This window comes from Nostoc sp. PCC 9305 (genome assembly GCF_963920915.1).
GTDB lineage: Bacteria > Cyanobacteriota > Cyanobacteriia > Cyanobacteriales > Nostocaceae > Nostoc.
The window spans coordinates 1-18,169 of the sequence record NZ_CAWUDN010000004.1 but is presented as its reverse complement, the minus strand read 5'-3'; the positions used below and the strand labels follow the sequence as shown (position 1 = coordinate 18,169).

General features: G+C 42.2%; 14 protein-coding genes. 7 read left to right on the top strand and 7 right to left on the bottom strand.

Annotated features, from left to right (window positions below; genetic code table 11):
* Window positions 1-129 precede the first annotated feature (129 nt).
* Window positions 130-1,554, bottom strand: a complete 1,425-nt coding sequence (locus ACM0OX_RS02365) for a phosphoglucomutase/phosphomannomutase family protein (protein ID WP_414512754.1) — start codon at window positions 1,552-1,554, stop codon at window positions 130-132.
* Window positions 1,555-1,700: 146 nt separating this feature from the next.
* Here ACM0OX_RS02365 and ACM0OX_RS02360 point away from each other — a divergent pair, with 146 nt between their 5' ends.
* The 3 genes from ACM0OX_RS02360 to ACM0OX_RS02350 all read left to right on the top strand — a co-directional run bounded on the left by ACM0OX_RS02360 (window position 1,701) and on the right by ACM0OX_RS02350 (window position 4,138).
* Entirely contained in the window at window positions 1,701-2,564 is an 864-nt protein-coding gene (locus ACM0OX_RS02360; protein WP_414512752.1) for a PD-(D/E)XK nuclease family protein, read from the top strand.
* 97 nt (window positions 2,565-2,661) lie between these two features.
* Complete coding sequence (locus ACM0OX_RS02355; RefSeq protein ID WP_414512750.1) at window positions 2,662-3,378, top strand: hypothetical protein; 717 nt, start codon at window positions 2,662-2,664, stop codon at window positions 3,376-3,378.
* A 64-nt stretch (window positions 3,379-3,442) separates the two neighbouring features.
* On the top strand, window positions 3,443-4,138 hold the full coding sequence (locus ACM0OX_RS02350; RefSeq protein ID WP_414512748.1) for a hypothetical protein: 696 nt from the start codon (window positions 3,443-3,445) through the stop codon (window positions 4,136-4,138).
* Between the two features lie 60 nt (window positions 4,139-4,198).
* On the opposite strand, the gene ACM0OX_RS02345 is transcribed toward ACM0OX_RS02350, so the two are convergent.
* On the bottom strand, window positions 4,199-4,690 hold the full coding sequence (locus ACM0OX_RS02345; protein ID WP_414512746.1) for a hypothetical protein: 492 nt from the start codon (window positions 4,688-4,690) through the stop codon (window positions 4,199-4,201).
* A gap of 436 nt (window positions 4,691-5,126) precedes the next feature.
* Entirely contained in the window at window positions 5,127-6,797 is a 1,671-nt protein-coding gene (locus tag ACM0OX_RS02340; protein ID WP_414512744.1) for a transglutaminase domain-containing protein, read from the bottom strand.
* 438 nt (window positions 6,798-7,235) lie between these two features.
* On the opposite strand from ACM0OX_RS02340, the gene ACM0OX_RS02335 reads away from it, so the two are divergent.
* Together ACM0OX_RS02335 and recF are read left to right on the top strand one after the other, a co-directional pair.
* A complete protein-coding gene (locus tag ACM0OX_RS02335) occupies window positions 7,236-10,118 on the top strand; it encodes a cation-translocating P-type ATPase (RefSeq protein WP_414512974.1) in 2,883 nt (960 codons plus the stop codon).
* A gap of 143 nt (window positions 10,119-10,261) precedes the next feature.
* Window positions 10,262-11,383, top strand: coding sequence for a DNA replication/repair protein RecF (gene recF / locus ACM0OX_RS02330; protein WP_414512742.1), 1,122 nt, complete (start codon window positions 10,262-10,264; stop codon window positions 11,381-11,383).
* Between the two features lie 62 nt (window positions 11,384-11,445).
* On the opposite strand, the gene ACM0OX_RS02325 is transcribed toward recF, so the two are convergent.
* The gene (locus tag ACM0OX_RS02325; RefSeq protein ID WP_414512740.1) at window positions 11,446-11,916 is read right to left on the bottom strand and encodes an MgtC/SapB family protein; all 471 of its coding nucleotides are present in this window, start codon (window positions 11,914-11,916) and stop codon (window positions 11,446-11,448) included.
* 684 nt (window positions 11,917-12,600) lie between these two features.
* Here ACM0OX_RS02325 and ACM0OX_RS02320 point away from each other — a divergent pair.
* A complete protein-coding gene (locus tag ACM0OX_RS02320) occupies window positions 12,601-14,949 on the top strand; it encodes a putative PEP-binding protein (RefSeq protein ID WP_414512739.1) in 2,349 nt (782 codons plus the stop codon).
* A gap of 170 nt (window positions 14,950-15,119) precedes the next feature.
* Window positions 15,120-15,284: a hypothetical protein gene (locus tag ACM0OX_RS02315; RefSeq protein ID WP_414512737.1), complete on the top strand. Its 165-nt coding sequence runs from the start codon at window positions 15,120-15,122 to the stop codon at window positions 15,282-15,284.
* A gap of 255 nt (window positions 15,285-15,539) precedes the next feature.
* On the opposite strand, the gene ACM0OX_RS02310 is transcribed toward ACM0OX_RS02315, so the two are convergent.
* From ACM0OX_RS02310 to ACM0OX_RS02300, 3 genes are all read right to left on the bottom strand, one after another.
* Window positions 15,540-16,712, bottom strand: a complete 1,173-nt coding sequence (locus ACM0OX_RS02310; RefSeq protein ID WP_414512735.1) for a hypothetical protein — start codon at window positions 16,710-16,712, stop codon at window positions 15,540-15,542.
* Between the two features lie 229 nt (window positions 16,713-16,941).
* Entirely contained in the window at window positions 16,942-17,598 is a 657-nt protein-coding gene (locus tag ACM0OX_RS02305; protein ID WP_334835254.1) for a DUF1361 domain-containing protein, read from the bottom strand.
* 185 nt (window positions 17,599-17,783) lie between these two features.
* Complete coding sequence (locus ACM0OX_RS02300) at window positions 17,784-18,008, bottom strand: hypothetical protein (protein ID WP_334895740.1); 225 nt, start codon at window positions 18,006-18,008, stop codon at window positions 17,784-17,786.
* Window positions 18,009-18,169: the final 161 nt, after the last annotated feature.

Here is an 18,169-nt window from a genome sequence, read left to right as displayed (position 1 = left end):
GAAATGAGAAGTTAGAAGTTAGGAGTTATATTTTGCTCAAAATTAGAAACGAGGAGTTAAGAATTGTAAATTTACAACTCTTAACTCCTAATTCATAACTCTTAACTTGTAATTCCTAACTCTGACAAATTAAACTGCTACTGCCTCTAGTTTAGCAATGGCACTCTCTAACTCTTGGGCGATTTGGGTGAGTTTTTCGGGAGTGTTGGTTTCTAGGTAGACGCGCACCAGTGGTTCTGTACCGGAAGGACGCAGTAGAACCCAGCTACCTTCTTCTAAATACAGCTTAATTCCGTCTTTACGTCCCACTTCCTTGACTTTAATTCCTGCTACCTCTGTAGGTGGATTTTTGGTAAAGGAGTCGATGACTGCGGTTTTGTGCGCTTCTGTGAGGTGCAAGTCTAGGCGGTTGTTGTAAAGTGGGCCATCGGCTTCAGCGATCGCTTCTTTGACAAGTTGACTTAGCGGTTTGCCTTCATAGGCGATCGCTTCTGCCACCAGCATATCGGCCAATACCCCGTCTTTTTCGGGAATATGCCCAATAATACTCAAACCACCTGATTCCTCTCCACCGATTAACACGGCAGTTTCGCGCATTTTTTCACCGATGTATTTAAAACCAACTGCTGTTTCGTAAATTTGCAGCCCATTTTTAGCAGCAAAATTATCCAGCAGGTGGGTTGTAGCCACAGTGCGGACTATCGCGCCGGTTTTACCTTTGTTTTTGATTAAATGACGTGCTAGAAGTAGCAGCACAGTATTCGGAGTGAGGACGTTTCCTTGTTCATCAACGATACCAAAGCGATCGCTATCTCCATCCGTTGCCAAGCCCAAATCAGCTCGATCTCGAACTACTGCTTCCACTAATTCAACTAATTGTTCTCCTTTGGGTTCTGGCATTCCACCCCCAAATAAAACATCTCTCCAATCGTGGAAACTTTCTAATTGAACGCCACTATGTTGCAAAACTTCATCTAAATAGCCGCGAGAGGTAGAATACAAAGCATCGTACTTTACCTTTAAATTAGCGCTTCTGATCTTTTCTACATCAAGTAAAGTGTAGATAAATTTCAGATAATCTGGTTTCGGATCGAAAATTGAAATTGAACCTGATGGGTTGCTCCCAGGCAACTCATCCGATGCACCTTCTATATTTGCCACAATAGTATCAGTAATCTCTGGAGTGGCAGGCCCAGCATAATCGGGTATATATTTAATTCCACAGTAGGGTGCTGGATTATGACTAGCAGTAAACATTAACGCCCCAGCGGAATTTAGGTGACGGGCATTGTAGGCAATTACTGGTGTAGGGCAATCCCGATCGGTAATTTTCACAGTCCAACCCAAATCTGCTAATACTTGGGCCGCTGTTTGGGCAAACTGGTCAGCTAAAAAGCGAGTATCGTAGGCAATAAGTACTGGTCTATCTTTTGTGTAGGCTGTTTCTAAGTAAGTGGCGATTGCCCTTGTCACTTTCCGCACATTGGGGAAAGTAAAGTCATCGGCAATAATCCCTCGCCATCCATCGGTACCAAATTTTATCTTGCTAGACATTTTTGCCACTTGCTCCGGTACATTATCAGTACTATAAAAGCTTCCCGCAAAGCGTGTGTAGCAGCAAGTATCCTCCGAAGTTCTTTTCTAAGCAAGCCTTAGCTTAAACTTCTCCCCACCGTATTTTCTCTCACTGTTTCTGAGCAATGTCAACCCCCGATCGACCTTTTGCCAGTTATCACCTTTGGTCTCTAGTTGCCCCAGCGACTGGGCAAGAACGCTGGCATTGCCAGATGAGACGGGGGTTTATCAAAGCACGGCAACACGAACCACAAGTCAAAGCGCTTTTAACGCAAGCCACCGCGCCCCAGCGGATTGGCATACTAGCTCAAAAAGGCGTTTACGAGTTTCATCATCACACGCATCTGTTGAAGCAAGCAGATGGTGTAGAAAGAGTTGCCCAGCTACTAAAATTAGGCAACTCAAGCGTTCAAGTCCAGCAACGCGTGCTGCAAATTTTGCAAAAATATCACGATTCGCCGTTGCTTTTGGATAAAGATATTATCCAATTAACTCCGGGTGATGAAGGCTTTCCCAAACCGATAGTAGTTGAACAAGAAGATTATTGTTTTCGCTTATACGCGGCTATGGACTGCGTTTTCATTGAGTCTGATAGCACTTTACATATTTTGGATTTCAAAACTGGTAAGTCGGCTTTTGACCAACGACAGGCATTAGTTTACTTGTTAGCTGCTCGTTATCTTTACCCCGGGCGAGAAGCTGTTGCATCATTTTATAATTTAGAAATATCTAAAAAATCAGATTTAATTAGCATTAATAATAGTGAATTAGAATCCTTAAAATTTGAGTTAGCGAATATTGCTCATAAACATCAGCACGATTTGCAAAAATATCAGGAAGAAAATACTAATTTTAGTAAAATATTCCCTCCTAATCCTGGCTCTCACTGCCGCTTTTGCCCATTCAATTCTATCTGTGAGTTTGCCGATTTTAAGCAGCATCAATCATATCCACTGCCTAGTTTAAGAAGTTTAAGAATTAATAGCTAATTAGTTTATTTATTTACCTTAGTTCGATTTTCAAAAAAATCTACTAAATACTCGTATTTTTACTGGACTGATTTTCTTCTCCTATCAGACAACCTAGATGTCAGATACACCGATTTTTATCTTTGGTTGTAAGGAGTTAAGACTAGTGCGATTAACCGTAAATCAATCCGTATTTAGATTAGTAGGAATTTGGACGTTTCTTTTACTTCTAATATTTAAGGGGATTTTACCTCAAACTGTTTATGCATTGCTGTCGTCTCTAGACGCTTGTGCTGTTCAAGCTGAATGTGCAGCTGCTGGCTCGGAATTAGCTTCTACTGCTAAGGCTGCAATTAGCACAACAAAAGCTCAAAATGAGCAGGTTCCAAATAAAGCTCAGGAGAGATATTGTTCTTTTTATCCACTCAATTTAGTTTGTGGGCCACAAGGTCAATCTTCAGTTCTTTATAATTACAAATTTCACCAAACAGTACATTACAGGAGGTCTGGTTCTCCTGACAAATTTGTAACTCATCATTTTCAAAGTTGGCGACCTGTGCCAGGGGCGATTAGAAGTTTAGCTCAACCTCCAGGTATTGAATTTGGTGGTGGTTATCCTCCATCTGGTGATTATGTAACCTGGATTCGTTTAAATGATGGAGATGGTAATAATCAAACTCGTGGAGTCGTTTATGAATATTCAACTGGCGACACCATGACATGGGATGATTATGCAAATTATTCTAACAATAATGTTGAGGGAGAATGGATTAGCGATGTGGTTCGTGCTGATACAGTGCCAAATAATTCATCCCCTCGTGATAGAAAAGATTGACTTCAATAAAAATGCGATGTGGCTGTTAAATTAATCAATCTTCATCAAATTAGAGTTTGCTGGCATGAAAGAGCTTTTTACGCTTCTCCAAAAGATTAAAGAAAATCCAGTTATTTACATAGACAAGCCATCAATTACTTGTCTTCATTCATTCTTAATTGGGTATATAGATAGTTTAATTACACTAGGATTTACTAACATAAGCTCTTGTGGAATGGAAGGGTTTCAAGAGTGGGTACAAGAAAGAGCAAAAACTAATACGACTCAATCTTGGGCTGGGATAATTCTCTCTTGTTCTGGAAGTGAACAAGCTGCTTTTAATAGGTTTTTTGAAGAATTTGAGCAGTTCTTAAAGCAGAAAAATGATTCAAAAATTCAAAAAAGTGAAGATATTTCAAGGCTTAGTGAGGAGATGAGTTTTCCTCGGTTTGATATTTACAACGAGATTCCAAGTAATATAAAGAAAAGACCAGGAATGTTTTTAGGCAGAAGTTCAATTACTAGACTTGATATGCTTCTGCGAGGATATAGTCTGGCTCGAAGAGAAGTTGGCGTACCTCCAACTGAGCCAGAAAGGGAATTTGAAGGTTTTCAATCATGGGTTGAAGAAAAATATGGAATTAACTCAGGTCAGTCATGGGCTAAGATAATCCTTTTCTATTCTGTAGATGAGCATGAAGCACTACAGAAATTTTTTGAATTGTTTGAAGAATATTTGAATAGAAATAAGAGTTTAGAGCTAGATGAAAATTGTGGTTAAGCAGAGAGTATTAAGGTGCGTTAGCCTATGGCATAACACACCCTACTCCCTGGAATACTTTTAAGCTAAAACCTCTGTTTGTAGTAGCGCCTTACGTAATGCTGTTACTGCTTCTTCTGTTTCTATCAATCTATTGAGAGCAAGCGCAACATCATCTTCAACCTTCAGCAGTTTAGCTGCTTTTTTTACAGCCTTTTGCTCTTCAATTGAGTAATCATTATCGGCACGGGACATTTGAATTGCATGATACAACAATGACCTGGATTTCGACCAAGTAGAAACATCAACTGTAATCTTACTCAGCAGGTTTTCTAAGTCAGCATTTTTGTAGTTAAATGTTTTGTATTTTTCTATTAGTTCTTCAGGAGCACCAACTAGACGCTGATGATTTAGTAACCAATTAAGTTCGGCTTCTGAAACCTCTCCATCAGCTCCAGCAATAGCAAGCAGTGCATATCCGTAGTTAAGGTACGCTTCAGTAGGAGCTTCTGAAATACCTAAGTTCTTTTTCATAAATTCTGAAGCAGGTATTGCTTCTTTAAGATTGCTCATGAATTACCTCTTTGATTGTTTTGAGAATTTACTATTTGGCAAATGCTATCTATAAAATTTAAGAATTATTATCTAGGTTTTTAATTAGTGTTTACCAATTAAATTCCTCGATAAAATTGTTGATATCTTACTATTTTTATAGATGCCTTTAGATATTCTCACCATCAAATTAAAAATGCAAGGACAGTTAAGACAGTTAAGACAGTTAAGAAAATTACTTGACTAATTTTCTTACAAGCAGCTAAAAATATAGCCTCTGGTAAAAGAGGCGAGCAACGCAATTTTGTCAAGTGCTAATATCAAAAACGAAAATACACTATTTCGAGATGCATAGGCACAGCCAAACCCAGGCATTGCAACGAAAAAACCTGGCTTTATTGATAATTTCGTAATGTAATTGATAATTCAACCCTGGACTAATGCCCAATGCCCTAATTTAAAAAGGCGGTAGTTCTTTAAGAATTGTGAACCGGATATGATTAATCGCTAAATCACCGATGGGGATATCTTCTTTGGTTAGCCGTTCACCTTGACTTGTAACCGTTTCAAAGGTGATACCTTTGCCAATTTCAATGTGATACCAGCATAAGCCCATAAAAAAGCGCGTCGGATAAGGGCCACCTTCACCTATATCGTCAGGATTTGATTCCATTGGCAACCAGCCAAAATTTGGGACGTAGAATTCTAGCCAAACATGATTAAAGTCTGGTTGTAGCGGTACTCCTATGAAGTCACTATGGGGAGGACATTTGTACCTACCTACGGTACGGCAGGGGATGCCATTTAAACGGGATAAAGCAAGTAAAACGCCGACATATTCGCCACAAGAACCAACACCCCGCTCTAAAACCGTATCTGGTGTGTCAATGTAAGGTTTAATACCGTAGGATAACTCATCATAAACGTAGTTGCGGATGCTGTGCATTTTCCGCAGCACATTGGTTTCAGAACCAATCGCTTCTCTGGCGGCACGGCGAACAATGGTAGTATCCATTGCTAAATCGTCGTCATCCACTAAGTAGCGTGTTTGCAATTCTGGCGACAGTTCAGGAACGTCTTCTACATCTCTAGGTGTAATCCGATATTTAATTCCTCGAACTTCTAAAAGTGCTTTCCAGCCAAATATATGCCGTTCGCCTGGGGCAAGAGAATCAAATTTAAAGACTGCTACACGTTGCCCTTCTATCACTTCTTCGGTGAAGGGTATACCAATGGGTTCAACGTGTTTCACCTTTTGACGCTCAGTTTCCGATGGTAGGGCGATGCGCCATTCGACATCGGGCAAATAAACTTCGTCTAGAGGTGCAATTTCCTCAGCATAAGACATTTCAATCAGATAGCCATTAGAGAGGGCATAGCGCTTATCTGGCTGGTAATGATAATACAGAGGATGAATAAAAGTGCGATCGCGGAATGTTAATTCATGACTCGGATCGGCATTGGGGTTATCCCGGATATAAGGCTCCTCTGAGGCGTAGGCGACATAAATACTTTCTTTACCTGTTTCGTCATTTTTATGGATTGCTATGCCTGTAGGGCATTCAAAGGGTGTCAGAACGCTGAATTGCAACTCTCCTGTGGCTCTGTCCATCGCGTAAACTGATTGTTCGGTGCGATCGCAAATCCATAGGATTTCTTGGTTGACTGCCAAATTCTCTATCCCAACTCCAGGGGCATAAAATCTGGTAATCTCTTTTCGCGTTTCGCGGTCAAAAACCAGAATGTAGCCCAGCCTTTGGCAACTAACATAAACTGTTGTTTCCCAAACAGCAACGCCATCAGCCGGATAAGGCAATGTTACAAAATGTTCTAGACCCAAAGCATCGAGCTTGCACAAATAAACACTATTTTCTCGGCTCACCCACAGGGTATCATCCCACGCCGCTAAACCAGTGACATCGGTAAATTCTTCAACTTGATGGGAATTGAGAATTTTACTGTTGTCAGAGGTGGGATCGATCTCCAGTAGATGCCCTTTAATACTGTCAATAGCAATCAATCTATCTTTGATGAAAGTAATGCCACACAGGGCAGCAGCAGTAAGCGGTCGAATTGTTTTTTGCCCAAACATCTGGCTAACGGTCAAAGTGGGGAGTGCAAAACTCATAAAACCTTGTGGTAAGTGTAAAAAACCCTCACCTTTAGGTAGGGGAGGAAACATGGCTCAAGCGGTTTTACCGCCGTCACACCAATTGCTTGAGATGGAAAATCCTAGTCGAGCAATGGCTCCCCCGATCGGGGTGGATGAAGAGTGCTGAGTTAAAAGAATGCCCACAATGGGCGTTGCTCTTACCAAGTACATCAATTAGTGGTTTTCGATCGCCACGTTTACAGCGGGGTACTAATAATTATCGGTACAATGTGTTCCGATAAACTCTTTCGTGAGAAATAATACTATGTCAAAACGGGAGGAATTTACAAATGTTAAGAATTACATATACACTCATACAACTGGGCGATCGCCTTAATGTAACTTTAGGAGATGGAATTCCTGCCATCACTAAATTATGATCGAATTTTGTAACCATTTGCTGTGACCTACACGATGTCTGCTAATTCTCTGCCTGAAGGTGCCGCCGTTTGGCATAGTTTAGAAGTTGATAAAGCGCTAGACCTGCTTGATAGTAATGCAGACAGTGGCTTAACACCCCAAGAAATTCAACAGAGATTGCAAAAATACGGCCCCAACGAACTTGAAGAAACGGCTGGCCGTAGTGCTTGGGAAATTCTGCTGGATCAGTTCAAGAACATTATGTTGTTGATGCTGATTGGCGTAGCTCTAATTTCTGGGTTTTTAGACCTGATGGCTTTGCGGGAGGGCAGATTAAAGCCCGGTGAAGTGCCATTTAAAGATACGATCGCGATTTTAGCAATTGTCATCCTCAATGGCATACTCGGCTACGTCCAAGAAAGCCGCGCCGAAAAAGCCCTGGCTGCGTTGAAAAAAATGACTTCTCCCTTAGTGCGGGTGCTCCGCGACGCCAGACTGGTGGAGATAGCAGCTAAAGAACTAGTTCCAGGGGATGTAATGCTGCTAGAAGCGGGGATGCAGATAGCCGCAGATGGACGCTTGATCGAACAGTCTAATTTACAAGTGCGTGAGTCGGCATTGACTGGTGAAGCCGAAGCGGTGAATAAACAGGCATCACTAAAATTGCCGGAGGACACATCATTAGGCGATCGCCTCAATGTCGTGTATCAAGGAACTGAAGTAGTCCAAGGACGCGGCAAGGTTCTGGTGACAAACACCGGCATGACTACAGAACTGGGTAAAATTGCTGCAATGTTGCAGGCGGTGGAAAGTGAACCTACGCCTTTACAGCAGCGGATGACTCAACTGGGTAATGTCCTAGTTACAGGTTCTTTAATACTTGTGGCGATCGTCGTCGTTGGCGGTGTCATCAAGGACGGAGGTTTTAAAAATATTCAAGAACTCTTGGAAGTTTCCTTGAGTATGGCGGTTGCTGTAGTTCCAGAAGGTTTACCAGCTGTAATTACCGTCACCTTGGCATTGGGAACCCAGCGAATGGTGCGCCAAAATGCCTTGATTCGCAAATTGCCAGCAGTGGAAACGTTGGGTTCTGTAACGACCATCTGTTCTGATAAAACTGGCACTCTGACCCAAAATAAAATGGTGGTGCAATCCATTTCCACCAACAACAAAACTTTTCGCGTCAGCGGCGAAGGTTATGCACCCACAGGAGACTTTCAGTTAAATGGTCAAAAAATTTCCCTGGAGGAATCTCCAGAAATTTCCGCGTTAGCAGTAGCCTGTGCTGTTTGCAATGATTCAGTATTGCAAAAAGAACAAGGTGAATGGGCAATTTTAGGAGATCCGACAGAGGGAGCATTACTCACCCTGGCGGGAAAAGCCGGAATCGAAAAAGACCAGTGGAACAGTAAGTTACCTCGCGTTGCGGAGTTCCCCTTTTCTTCGGAACGGAAGCGGATGAGCGTGATTTCTCAGGTGGAGGGAGTCGCCACAGGTGAAGCATCTTCAAGAGGTGTTGACCCAGCGATCGCTGGTTTTCTCCAATCGGAACCTTATTTAATGTTTACCAAAGGTTCTCCAGAGTTAACTTTGGCGCGTTGCACTCAGATTCATTTGGGTAATGACACGGGTACTTTCACCGAAGAACAACGCCAGAAAATTTTGGCAGAAAATGACCTGATGGCGAGTAAAGGTTTACGGGTGCTAGGTTTTGCCTACAAACCTTTGATGGAGATTCCACCGGAAGGTTCAGACGAGATATCCGAGCAAGATTTAGTATGGCTGGGATTGGTGGGAATGCTAGATGCGCCACGCCCAGAAGTCAGGGCAGCGGTGCAAGAGTGTCGAGAAGCAGGTATTCGCCCAGTGATGATTACTGGCGACCACCAATTAACAGCACGAGCGATCGCTACCGATTTAGGAATTGCCCAAGAAGGCGATGCCTCCGGCAACCCCTCCGGTGTACGCGTTCTCACCGGTCAAGAATTGCAACGGATGACTGACCAGGAATTAGAGCAAAACGTTGACCTGGTGAGCATCTATGCCAGAGTTTCCCCAGAACACAAACTGCGAATTGTCCAAGCACTGCAACGCCGGGGTAGATTTGTGGCGATGACCGGCGATGGTGTTAACGATGCCCCAGCCCTCAAACAAGCCGACATCGGTATTGCAATGGGTATTACTGGCACTGATGTCAGTAAAGAAGCCAGCGACATGGTGTTACTTGATGACAACTTTGCCACTATTGTCAGCGCCACCAAGGAAGGTAGAGTTGTTTATACCAACATCCGCCGCTTTATTAAATACATCTTGGGCAGTAACATTGGTGAAGTTCTGACAATTGCAGCCGCACCCTTAATTGGTTTGGGAGGCGTTCCCCTGACTCCTTTACAAATTTTGTGGATGAATTTGGTGACAGACGGTTTACCAGCCTTGGCATTAGCTGTGGAACCTCCAGAACCGGATGTCATGCAACGTCCGCCTTTTAGTCCCCGCGAAAGTATTTTCGCTAGGGGATTGGGTTCTTATATGATTCGCATTGGCATCATCTTTGCCATTATCACCATTGCCTTGATGTGGTGGGCTTATCAACATACCCATGCTGCTGGGTATCAGGGAAATCCTGAAGCTTGGAAAACAATGGTATTTACCACCTTGTGTATTGCCCAAATGGGTCATGCGATCGCTATTCGCTCCAACAACCGACTGACCATTGAGATGAATCCCTTCTCTAATATCTTTGTACTAGCGGCTGTTGTCGTTACCACGATTTTGCAGTTGATGCTAGTTTATGTCCCACCCCTGCGAGATTTCTTTGGTACTCATTACCTGAATATGCAAGAATTGGGGGTTTGTATTGGCTTCAGTGCCTTAATGTTTGTCTGGATTGAAGCGGAAAAGATATTTTTGCGGATTATGGGCAAGAAGGCTGTTTGAAAAAGTGAGGAGTTGGGAGTTAGGAGTTGGGAGTTAGGAGTTATGAGTTGAAGAACATTTTGCATTCACAACTCATAACTTAAAATTCCTCACTCATCACTCATAATTTCTAACTTTTAACTCCTCACTCCTCACTTTTCGTTATGTACCTAAAAACTCTAAACCTCCGACAATTTCGCAATTATCAAGACCAAAAGGTTGAGTTTACTGCTGCCAAAACAATTTTGGTAGGTAATAACGCTCAGGGAAAATCGAATTTGTTGGAGGCGGTGGAGTTGCTAGCGACATTGCGATCGCACCGCATGAGCCGCGATCGCGATTTAGTTCAAGAAGGGGAAGCCATAGCCCAAATTGATGCCACCCTTGAGCGACAAACAGGTGTTAGTGACCTGACCTTAACCTTGCGCCGTAATGGTCGCCGTAGCGTTGCTCTCAATGGCGAATCTATCCGCCGTCAAATGGATTTTCTCGGCGTTCTCAATGCAGTCCAATTTTCCAGCTTAGATTTAGAACTAGTACGCGGCGGCCCGGAAGGTCGCCGCAACTGGTTAGATACACTATTAATTCAACTAGAACCAGTTTATGCTCACATTTTGCAGCAGTATAACCATGTGTTACGCCAGCGCAATGCCTTTTTAAAAAAAACTCAAGACTCAGCACTGGATACAGAGCAATCAGAACTAGCGGTGTGGGATGCACAGTTAGCGACCACAGGAACCAGGGTAATTAGACGACGCGATCGCGCTATCCAAAGATTAGCTCCCATTGCTACCACCTGGCACGGCAGTATTAGCGGCAGTACAGAAGTTCTACAAATCAAGTACGTGCCGAATATTCCTTTAGAGGATAACCAGCCAGAAGAAGTGCAGCAAGCTTTTTTAGCAAAAATTCAGCAGCGAGCCGTTGCTGAAATGCACCAAGGCACGACTCTTGTCGGCCCGCATCGAGACGAAATAGAATTAACTATTAACCAGACACCCGCTCGTCAATATGGTTCTCAAGGTCAACAACGAACCCTGGTTCTAGCTTTAAAATTAGCCGAATTACAATTAATTGAAGAAGTCGTCAAAGAGCCACCATTACTATTACTAGATGATGTTCTTGCCGAACTAGATTTATCCCGCCAAAATCAATTACTTGATGCCATTCAAGACCGCTTTCAAACGCTGATTACTACCACTCACTTGGGTTCCTTTGATTCCCAATGGTTGAAGTCATCCCAAATTCTTTTGGTGAAAGCAGGAGAGCTAACAATTAAAAATTAAAAATTAAAAATTTATTTAAAGACATTTTCATCTGGGGATTTATAGCGTCTATACTGTATGCTCTACTCTGATTTTTTGTGATGTTTTTCTAACCTTTTAAAAACATTGAGAACCAAAAAAGTCAGCGTGGCACTGATTAATCCTAACTGCCATAAACCACAGCCAGCAGCAATTCCCAATGCAGACGAAACCCAAATAGCCGCTGCTGAGGTGAGTCCATGAATTTCAAGTTGCTGTGACTCTTGGGAAGATTGGCGCACAATTTCTCCAGCACCGAGAAATCCTACACCAGCTGCAATCCCTTGAATAACGCGGCTAAGTGCATCAGGACTAGCTTGTAGTCCTCCTGTTTGCATGATTATCAAGGTAAATAAGGCTGAACCTAAACTCACCAGCATGTGAGTTCTTAAACCAGCTGGTTTGTGCCTAATTTGACGTTCTAAGCCGATGATTGCTCCAATAAGCAATGCAATACATAGCCGGAAGCTGATATTCAGCCAATCATTAGTTGCAAGGTAGTAAGTATTTGACAATGTTTAGTCTGATATGGAGAATTCTATATACTAGGTTAAATCGTAATATTTTTATAAAAATAGTACAAAACTATTCTAATGTTTTATTAATGGAGTTTAATCCAATGGGTGTAGTGCAATAGCCTACCTCAATATTCGGAATCTATCAATTTAGGAATGGTTTTGAAACGGAGAATTAATATTTTCCATTATTAGGATTATTTTTCAACAAGATAATATTATTCTGGTCAATAAATGGAGATTTGCATTGTTAAATTGTGGCAACGATAGTCATATGGGCAAACTACATGAATTTTAAGTTTATTAAAATGACTGAGCCACAAAATTATACCTTAAATTGTTAGATTTAACCTATATACTCAACAATTAAATACGATCCGACCATGTATAAGTAGAGCAAATCAGCTATACAGCGTATTTAAAGTTACTGAAGTACACAACGATTCGCCTCAAAGCCAGCTATCAAGCCTGTTTTAATTCTGATTTCTGACTCCTGTTAGCGCAGCAGGGCGTAGCCCATTCCGAATTCTCCTCTATCCTGCTTCAAAACCCGTAACTTTGTAATTTATGCAAAAGAAAACTGCTATAAGTCCTGAGTACTTTTTATTCAGAAGTCAGTGGATTAACCTGATAACATACCAAAAAGAAATGGCTGTGGCTACAAATAGACAACTAACAAATTGAGTGAATAAACTCTACTGGCTAGATCAAATTAAACTACAAGACCGTGCCAAAGTAGGTGACAAAGCCTTTTACTTGAGCAAAATTATCCAGCGTGGCTATCCGGTGATGCCTGGTTTTGTAGTTTCGGCAGAAATTTTGCGGCAATTTCTCGAAAATCTCAATAGTTCAGAATCATTAGTGGCTGACTTACCCCATTCTTCGCTACACCTTGATGTCACTAATTGGCGTCAACTTCAGCAGGTGGCAAGTCGCTTGCGCCAAGAAATTCTGACTGCGACTGTAACCCAGGAGTGGGTGAGTACAATTTTCCAAGCCGCTAGAGAATGGCAAACTAGCTGTTTGATTCTTCGACCTTCTTTGGCAGTATCAACTGCTATTCCAGGTATAAACAACAATATATCGGGTTTACTGGAGTCGGTATTTTGCCAGTGCGAACCGGAAGCGATCGCTTTGGCTCTAAAGCGTACCTGGAGTCAAATATTTCGGGCCCGGAGTCTATTATATTGGCAGCACTTAGGGATTAATCTGCAACAAATTAATCTCGCAGTTTTGGTACAACCTGTTGAAAATGCGATCGCCAGTGGCTCGCTCACAACCAACTCCTCTGGGTGGGAAATTGAGGCTACATGGGGATTAGGAATTGCGATCGCACAAGGCGAAATCCAGCCAGATGTTTACTACATTCAACCAGAAACTGGGGTTGTGCTTGAGCAACAACTGGGCAATAAAATGCTGGCTTATGGTGTTGATGATGCAGCATCTAAAGTTTTTTCGCAACTCGTGCCGAACTCAGCGTTAACACCAGATCGCACCTGTCTGATTACCTATATGCTTCCAGAAGCTCAACAAAAACAGTACTCTTTACAAGAAGAATACTTACAACAAATAATTGCTCTGGGAACTCAACTGGTAAGTGAACTAGGTAAAACTTTTACCATTAAATGGACTCTCGCTGGGAAAACTACATCTGGCAAGCTCTACATAACACAAGTGAGTCCTTCAAAATTAATTTCCCACACACACTTCATTCGGGGGCTAGGGGCAGCCGGGGGACGTGTTTCAGCCACTGCCTTGGTAATTAATAATCCCCAACAGAAACCCGAACAACTACCTAAAGGAGTAATTTTAGTAGTACCCACGATTACACCTGATTGGTTGCCATTATTGCAACAAGTTGGTGGTATTATCACAGAACAAGGGGGATTAACCAGTCACGCGGCAATTCTGGCTAGAGAATTAGGTATCACAGCAGTAGTAAATGCAACATCTGCCACAACTTTAATCAAAACTGGCGAACGATTGCTGCTTGATGGTGACAGAGGAGAAGTTTATCGCATCAAAGGAGACTCAAAGGAAGAGATGGAGAGAGGGAGAGAAGAAAATCTTCTTCCCTCCCATCACCCCAACCCGAAAGCGCCTCATCCTGCTGTTACGTCTCATGTACCTATGATTGCTACCCAACTGCTGGTTAACTTGAGTCAATCGACTTTAATAGAACAAGTGCAAAACCTGCCTGTGGATGGAGTGGGATTGTTGCGTTCCGAATTGATGGTACTAAATATATTAAACGGGCAACATCCTAATAGTTGGATTTTAAGCGGGCGCCAGGCAGAATTGTTAGAGCTATGGTCTGAGCAAATTATGCAGTTTGCCCGTGCCTTTGCCCCAAGACCAGTTTTTTATCGTTCTTTAGATTGGCGATCGCAAGATTTACCATCATTGCGTGATAGCTTAGAATCTTCGCCACAATCGATGTTAGGTGAACGCGGCACTTTTAGCTATTTACGAAATCCCGCAGTATTTGAGTTAGAACTAAAAGCTTTGGCAAGCGTACAGGAAGCTGGTTACAGCAATGTTAATCTACTGTTGCCTTTTGTGCGGACTGTAGAAGAATTTGTCTTTTGCCGTCGCAAAGTTGAGCAAGCTTTTTTAACCGAGGTGGCGCAGTTTCAATTGTGGATGATGGCAGAAGTACCAAGTGTTTTGTTTTTATTACCAGAATATGTGAAAGCAGGTGTAGCCGGAATTTCCATTGGTACAAATGACCTGACCCAATTATTGCTAGGAGTGGATCGAGAACAAGGACAGCTAGCAAAAGTATTTAATGAACGTCATCCAGCGGTTATGAGTGCGATCGCTCAACTGATCCAAATGGCTAAAAGTGCCGGTATACCTTGTTCAATCTGCGGTCAAGCACCAGCCCTCTATCCAGAAATCATTGATCGCTTAGTGGAATGGGGTATAACTTCCATTTCTGTGGAACCAGAAGCAGTCGAGCGAACATATCAAGCGATCGCTCGTGCTGAACAACGTTTAATTTTAGCAGCAGCACGACGTGAATTAAAGTAATCCTATTAAATAGCAATACAGTTCAGATAAGACCAAAACTCTTGTAGAGACGGCGATTTATCGCGTCTCAAAAACCCAAAATTTTTGCCACTAGCCCTTAACCCAAGCGTATTGTATTAAATTAGGATCAGTTTCGCGCAAAAACTACTGTATAAATACGATCAACAATCATGAGTTTGGCGCATCGAACTAGTCAAGAAATGGCTCAATCTCTACTTCCTGAAGTGGATTGGCGCGGAGGTGATGAATATGAAAATGAACCTTACAAAGCTTTGATTAACACCCAACTTGCGAAAGAAGTCCTTCAGTGGGTTCCCCGCTACAAATGGCGGTAATGAAGCAAGGCTTCAGCAATACAATAAATCGCCATGTTGAAGCTTTCAGGAGTGTCAATTTTTAACGATATTAGGACTTACGCACAGGTAACGGAAAATCGAACCACAGAGGCACAGAGAACACGGAGGAATAAGAGTTTGAGAGGTATTTTGCGTAAGTCCTGGATATTACAAAAGACCCCACCTCAATATACTCATTTGGTGGGGTAGCGATGTCTACGACGGGCTACGCCTACGCGTGAAAAACCGAAATCATTAATATCGATAAATTGCCGCAACGGCTGTGCTATATGGAATCTCTTCAAAGGGAACAGCGTAAACTGTGCCGCCGTTTAATAAAGTATGAGCAGCAACAAAATCCAACAAATCCTCATCACCAGCTTCTTTTTCTGGGTGCAAATAAACCGTTTCAGAAGTTGGATCGAATAAACCCCACTGTTGCTGACCAACTGCAACTAGTAATGAATCCACTCGTTGGTAATAAGCTGCTGATACAACTTCTTCGAGGTTGTTAGATGCTTTACCAGTATCACCACCAAACAGTTCGTGAAATTGCTCCAAAACTGCTTGCTGCGACTTTTGGAAATCAGCCTCGACAATCGGCCAAGCTTGATCGTGTAACCCTTGGGCGCTAAGAATTTCTGGATTACCGGTAATAGCTTCATCCATTAAATGCTGGTAAGTATTTGCCTGTCTATACAAAGGCAAGAGATACTCTACCCCAGCCAGCACCAAAGGCGCTTTTTGTAATTTCAGTTTTTCGTATAATGCGCGATCGACAATTTGAAAGAATTGGAGAATGTCTTCTTGATGTTTATCCCTATCAGGGCTTCCTTGTCCGTGAAACGTACCCGGCTGTGAAAAAGGATTAGAGGTTCCCCCTTTTGGTGTTGCAATGCGAAACTGGCCTTCTTTAGCAGTCTCGTCTCTTTGCAAAGCTTCATCTAGACTTTTAGGGAGATTTTCTACTTCCACTTTATTGATGCTGTAGCGTGTTCCTTCAAAAAACCTGACATCTTGTTGGCTCAAAGCCAGTATATAAAAGCGACCATTGCCATTTAAAATTGGCAGCAGTGGTTTGATGTGAAATCGGTCTGTAACCACGACCAACTCTTGAAAATCAATTGGCAGGGGATAATAGCGAAAAATATTGTCAGAAATAAAAATTGCCAGCCCTTGCTCTCCTATTTGCTCCCAAAACTCTTGGGTATCAATTTCTTGGGATTTTTCCAACAATGCGATCGCATCTTCCTGTGTCAAACCCGCATCAATTAAACGAGCCTCTGCTTCCCTGACCAAATTTTTAAAGCGAATTGGGTCTTGTCGCACTTCTGGCCCGGCTGGGTGCGTTGGCATATAAATGGAAACACAATTTCCTTTTGGCTGTTCTATTAATGTCTTGATTTCCTCTTTCGAGATTAATTGCATATTATATCCCTCCTATCAACATGACTAGATACATCAGAGCAGACCATCGATATTCAAGGATCTGATCGGACGTTATTTTCAGGTGATGGCGGTTGAAGTTCAACCGTTTGCTTCTGAGTTTATTTCACCTCAAGGAGGGTTTAGTTGCATCTTTCTTTTGATAGGCAATATTCATCAAAGAAATTACTAATTAAAACCCCAAAATTAAGAGCCAAAATTGCCACGTCGATCAAATGTTTGGCGTATTAGAGTTTGTGCGTCCTGAGTTTATCCCTATTCTGCCATTTGATTGGCTAAGACCTAAAGTTACTCGTTTCATAATCCAGTACAAACCTGCAAGTACCACAAAGGTGATAGCAATAATCACCAGGGGCTGTTTTCCCAGAATTTCTTCTACCCCCTTGGTAATTACGGCATCGGGTTGAGTAATAAAATCCCAACTGTTGAAACGCAAAAATCGCCCCCAATAAACACCAACAGCACAGAGAAAATGTGTAATCGTCTCAACGCGCCAAATCCATTGGCTCTTACCGATGCGATGTAAGTAGTGACCCCAATTAATTAACGATATTACATAAGCTTCAAATCCACCGAGAATTACTAGCAAATACACAGGAATAAGTACTAAAGTAATCATCCACACCGATTGAATCGTGCGGATATCATCTATCAAGTGAATTACATCAGTCAACAAATATGGTGCATTTGGTAAGAAAGCATAGAAAACTAAGAATCCTAGCCACCAAAGCCAAGTACCACCGCGCCTCATGCGAAATAGCCAGACACTCAAAGCCAAAGGTATAAAAGCCAGAAACAAATTCCAAGTCATCCAACTCATATTAATTCGCAAGACTTGCACGACTCTGGCTATCAATTCTTCTTTCATAGGTGCTTACTCGGAAGATATTTGATTGATGTAGATTCACTCTGTAGTGTTAGTGTTAACCTTAGCGATCGAGTTTTTGTAGCCTCCAAGAAAATTAATTTTCTCCAAGATCGGACAAGATTTTTATGTCAGTTAAAAGTAAATGCATACTGATATATGTCCAAAACTTAGAGTTTTTGTATATTTTATGCTGGAGGATGAAATTTATCAATCAATCGGCTTAAGTCTACTAGTATAGCCAGAAAATCATCAGGGTAAAACACACTACCGAAAGGTAGTCTGAGCAACGAAAACGCTACGAATAAGTGATGGTGGACTTTTTTAATTGCAATGTATGCCTCTGTGCTAACTATTATATTGATTTCATTTTGCCCTGCTAGAGTTCCAGAAGCATTCAAAATTTTGGTCAAGTTAGCCTTTGCTTAGGGGTGGGCGAGACGCCATTGGTGTCAAGTTAACGTGAAACCCGCTTGGTGACAACGCTTTGCCCTCACCCCCAACCCCTCTCCCCAAGGGAGCTACGGTGTACACACAAGTCTTCTAGAGTTGCACCACAGCCTTTTGATCCCCC